Raw genomic sequence first — 4,537 nt, 5'->3', positions numbered from 1 at the left:
CATTGCCAAAGCTTCACTGTATAGTGGTTCGGCATCGCTGTACCGCCCTTGGCTATCGTAGAGTAAAGCTAAATTATTCAAGCTACCAGCCACATTGGGATGGTCGCCAGCAAACAAGGACTGGCAAACATTTACGCATTTTTCATCCCAAGGTTCTGCTAATTGATATAGTCCTTGTCCTTTGTAAAATCTTCCTATTCCCACAAATATCCAAATTGCTTGATCATTGGGAACTGATGCTAGAGAAATTATCTGTGCCTCTTTTGCTTGCTCAATCTCTGCAATTAAACAGTTTCCCAGGTCTTCGAGATGGGGAACGACATCTCTGATGCTTTCAATCTGCTCAGAAGTTGGTGAACCAGGAATGATTTGGGCAACGGTTATCATGGCAGTGGCGAAGGTTGTTTCTAAAACTGATTTGATTTCGCCAGAGGTCGTTAACTGCCCTTGCAAAAACCACCGCACTAAGGCATGAATTTTATAATATCCTTCCTTTTGTTCCACCAATTGCAGCAAATTGCGCTCATAGAGTTGCTTTTTAGCTGCGTTTAATTCATCTTCTGACCAAGTTAAAAGAGGCAAGGGAGCAGGGAGCAGGTGGTCACTGAGCGTAGCCGAAGTGGAGCAAGGGGGACTGTTTTCTTCACCTTGGAAGGTGTCTAAGTCTCCTACTTCCGTTTGTGGGCTGTTTTTCTCCTCTGCTCCCCTGCTCCCCTGCTCCTCTGCTTTTTGACTTTCTGTCGCCACCCAAATAACCAAATCCCAAAGAATCTGTACAGGAGAAAATAAACTCAAAAATATTCCTAGTTGTTGCGCCAGTGGGTCGAGTTCTGACCAAGTTAAAGCAAAGGCGGCTTTGACTCCCAGTTGAGTTGAGTTGAGAGTTTCCCGGTCTTGTAAAGCTGCTTCTGCTAATTTACTTACTTGCAATCGCCCAAACATGATATCTAAAGATATGTCCGGGTCGCGTACTAAATAACCTCCAACTAACTCTATCCCCAAGGGCAAATATTCCAGACATTCACATATTGCGGTTGCGGCTTGCAGTTGGTTTTCAACTCGCTTATCTGTTTCTCCCAACAGTTGTTTTAACAATTCTAAAGCTTTCCCTGGTTCTTTTTGGGGCGAGAGAACATCTAAGGGAATCTCTTGAATAAAATTTGGGTCTAAATGCCGCAATCGAGTAGTAATTAAGACTCGGAAGCCATTATCGTTGGGAACGACTTCGCGGAGGTTGTCTAAATTAGTTACATCATCAAAGACGATTAAAATCGGCAAGGGAGAGTCGGGGTATTTAGACCAACACCAGGCTACTTGTTGTTGAAGGCTTAAAAGTCTTCCTCCTAATTCTTGGGGAATCTCCAAACCAAACTGCAACCGGAAAAACTCTAAAACTTCGGCGGCGAGATTAGTTTCTCTGTCGTTAAACCAGGCAATTCCCCCATAATCTTGTTGATATCGTCTGGCGTATTGGGTAGCTAATTCAGTTTTGCCCACGCCACCCATTCCGGCTATTGCTACATAGTCTTTGCGCTGCAAGTCTTCATACAGCGTTGTTAGTTCTGTTTCTCGCCCGACGAAATGAACAGAACCGCGAGGGATAGATTTTGTGGAAGTTAGCTGTTTCTGCCCGTTAAGAATTTGAGTGCCAATGTTAACTTGAGCGCCAGGGGCAGCAAAAGCACCAATTTTTTCAGCAAACTTGCCAGAGTCTTCAAGCATACATAGTTAAATCTTGCTGTTCACGAAAACTGAAAGACCTCTCTCCGAAATAGAGAGAGGCTTTGAATCTTACTCCCCTTCCCTTGTAGGGAAGGGGCTGGGGGTTAGGTAACATGATAAATGACTTAAAAAGATTGATTTTGAATATTTCCTGTCCCACCAGGCATGACAACCTGACCAATTTTATCTGCCAATTTCTCTAAATTAGGCATAGCCAGAATTTCAGCCAATTTAGGATTTGGTTCTGCTTTAGCTGCTGCGGCCAATTCCTGCATAGCTTGAGCCACTTCGGGATTAGCTTTAGCAGCCGATTCTACCTCTAGTACAGCCTTGCCATAATCAAGTGGTTGCTCTGGTGCTTTCTCTATAGCAACTACAGTATGGGGAGACTGTTTTTTGAGGGTGACGAGAAACTTACCAGTCTTATCTAATAAAGTTTCTGTTACCTTTTCGGTTGTTTTTTCTAAGGCTTTGGTAGCTATTATAGTGCCAACAGCGATCGCCGCAGTTTCAAGTATCATAATCCTGCCTTGACTATGTGTATCTTATTTACTTATTAACACACCGCTTTTGTTCTAAATTCTACAGCTAAGTTAAAAAAACCTCGATTTAACTCAGTGTTACAGGTTTTGCAGAGTTCAGTATTACTTGCTCAATTCATTGCCTGTAATATCTAGGTTTTTGGAATTGAAACCAGTTGCCATTACTAACATCGCTACTAACATCGCGCTTTAAGTTACTAAAATAACGAGTTTAGTTACCACCACGACGATTTTTGTTACAAATATGATTATTTTCGTTACAATATTACGAGTTTGTTACTAAAATAACGAGTTTAGTTACCACCGCTAGGATTTTTGTTACAAACATGATTATTTTCGTTACAATGTTACAAATTTAGTTACCATCACTACGATTTTCGTTACAAACATCATTATTTTTGTTGATATTGCTGAGTCTATAGTTACACTCGATACCAATATTTGTGGATTTTACCCAACCAAAATTAGGCTTTAGTAAGGCAAGCTAGCTCTAGAACACATAAAAAGAAGATAATTATGCCTCGGCAAAAGCGTACATATCGCGTTCTAGAAAAAGCTGAATTGAGAATCGCCGGACTTAAAGCAATTGATCCTGGCATGGATTTTGGGGATGCTCGAAACTTGCAAAATCTTACACAAATAATTCAGCAGTACCGTAGCAAAATAGATGCTTATAATACCACTCTAGCTGTGATTGACTCTTACACAAATGAGATGAAAGAGTTGGAAAAAAGTTTGAGCGATCTGACTGAAAAAATGCTCTTGGGAGTTGCCTTTAAGTACGGCAAAGACAGCCATGAATATGAAATGGCGGGTGGTATTCGCAAAAGCGATCGCGTCCGCAGAAGCTTAATCAATCGCTTAAAAGCTAGTACGGATGAAGTCTCTAATAATAATACTCAAACTGCATAAGCTCATCACTCGACTCCTGACAAAAGTCTTGATTTGATAGCGCTTTTCAAATAATTGAACTACACCATTCCCATCTCAGTCGTGGTCGAAATACCTATTTGCAATGATTCATATTCTAATTGAGCGACCTTGAATCACTTAGTTTGAAAGATATTTTGTACCATTTTTTTGTCTGTATTCGCCGCCGCCTTATCCAACTCTGCAATCTCACCAGCGTCTAATTGCCAACCCAACGCACCAAGATTCTCCCTCGCTTGTTCCACGCTTTTTGCTCCAGGGATGGGAATGGTTCCTTTACAGATGCACCAATTAATTGCTACCTGTGACATAGTTTTGTTTCTGAACTGTGCCACCTCTCGCAAACATTCCAAAAGCGATTTGCCAGTAGAAGCCGCTTCTCTACGAGACGCTGCGCGAACGCCTCTACGCATTCCTGATAATATTTGCTTAAATAACAGACCTCGAATGCCTTTAGGCAAAGGGCCTTGCTCAGAGTATTTTCCTGTCAGTAGTCCCAAAGCTAGAGGGCTGTAGGCAATCAATTTGATATCTAACTCATCACAAAGGTCTTTGAGCTTGAGTTGGGTGACAGGATATGTAGATAACAGAGAATATTGAACTTGCAGAGTTGTAATCGGAACGCCTCGTTCAGCAAACTTTTTCTGCACTCGCTGAAGCCGTTTTGGTCCATAATTGGATAATCCTACTCCCTTGACCAGTCTTTGCTCATACAAATCGGCAAGACCATCTAACAGCCCTTCCTCTTGCCAAGGAGCATAGTTTGCTGTTGACCAGTGCATCTGTACCAAATCGACGTTTCTTCCCAGGCGTTGGGCAGATGACTGGCAAGCCCTTACCATTGATTGACGTGTCCATCTCCACGGGTAAGCAGCAAGCTTAGTAGCAATACAAATATTTTCTTTGCCTGAACCGACATATTCTTGGTTGAATCGTCCCAGAAGTAACTCACTGCGACCATTCAATCTCCCAGTTCCGTAAGAATCACCTGTATCAAATAAAGTTACACCATTGCTTACACAAAGGTTAAAGACGGCTTGCAACTGCTCATCCATACTTTCGTCATATCCCCAAAGCAGTTGGTTGCCCCAAGCCCAAGTGCCGCAGCCCATGCTTGGGAGGGAGAGTTTTTGGAGAGTCTGCATCTTTGCTGTTTGTAGATTGCCTTACTAATTATCAGGCATATATAGCACTTCTCGTTTGCGTGAGGTACACCCGTAGGGGCACGGCACTGCCCAGTGGTGTCAATTTACAGCGTTTTTCAATTGAATAGACCACAAATTTAGGAAACTAAAGAGGCAGCAAAAATACTCATAGTTATGCCGGCTCCCTACTCAACTGAT

At 42.3% G+C, this 4,537-nt stretch carries 4 protein-coding genes; 1 reads left to right on the top strand and 3 read right to left on the bottom strand.

Going from position 1 to position 4,537, the window contains the following annotated elements; translation table 11 throughout:
- Together V7K60_RS30920 and V7K60_RS30915 are read right to left on the bottom strand one after the other, a co-directional pair.
- A partial coding sequence (locus V7K60_RS30920; protein WP_334931441.1) for a tetratricopeptide repeat protein occupies positions 1 to 1,722 on the bottom strand: 1,722 nt, incomplete at its 3' end.
- 125 nt (positions 1,723 to 1,847) lie between these two features.
- On the bottom strand, positions 1,848 to 2,243 hold the full coding sequence (locus V7K60_RS30915) for a hypothetical protein (RefSeq protein WP_442944497.1): 396 nt from the start codon (positions 2,241 to 2,243) through the stop codon (positions 1,848 to 1,850).
- 537 nt (positions 2,244 to 2,780) lie between these two features.
- Between V7K60_RS30915 and V7K60_RS30910 the strand changes: the two genes are divergently transcribed.
- Positions 2,781 to 3,176: a hypothetical protein gene (locus V7K60_RS30910; protein WP_334931439.1), complete on the top strand. Its 396-nt coding sequence runs from the start codon at positions 2,781 to 2,783 to the stop codon at positions 3,174 to 3,176.
- Positions 3,177 to 3,310: 134 nt separating this feature from the next.
- On the opposite strand, the gene V7K60_RS30905 is transcribed toward V7K60_RS30910, so the two are convergent.
- Positions 3,311 to 4,339 carry an aldo/keto reductase gene (locus V7K60_RS30905; RefSeq protein WP_334931437.1) on the bottom strand — a complete coding sequence of 343 codons (1,029 nt, stop codon included), beginning with the start codon at positions 4,337 to 4,339 and terminating at the stop codon, positions 3,311 to 3,313.
- Positions 4,340 to 4,537 lie beyond the last annotated feature (198 nt).

The sequence above is a fragment of the Nostoc sp. genome, assembly GCF_036917555.1.
Taxonomy (GTDB): domain Bacteria; phylum Cyanobacteriota; class Cyanobacteriia; order Cyanobacteriales; family Nostocaceae; genus Nostoc.
This window is presented reverse-complemented; position numbering and strand designations above follow the sequence as displayed.

Coding starts and splice junctions, on each gene's coding strand:
- V7K60_RS30905 (WP_334931437.1), bottom strand. CDS start 4,339: ATGCAGACTCTCCAAAAACTCTCCCTCCCAAGCATGGGCTGCGGCACT.
- V7K60_RS30915 (WP_442944497.1), bottom strand. CDS start 2,243: ATGATACTTGAAACTGCGGCGATCGCTGTTGGCACTATAATAGCTACC.
- V7K60_RS30910 (WP_334931439.1), top strand. CDS start 2,781: ATGCCTCGGCAAAAGCGTACATATCGCGTTCTAGAAAAAGCTGAATTG.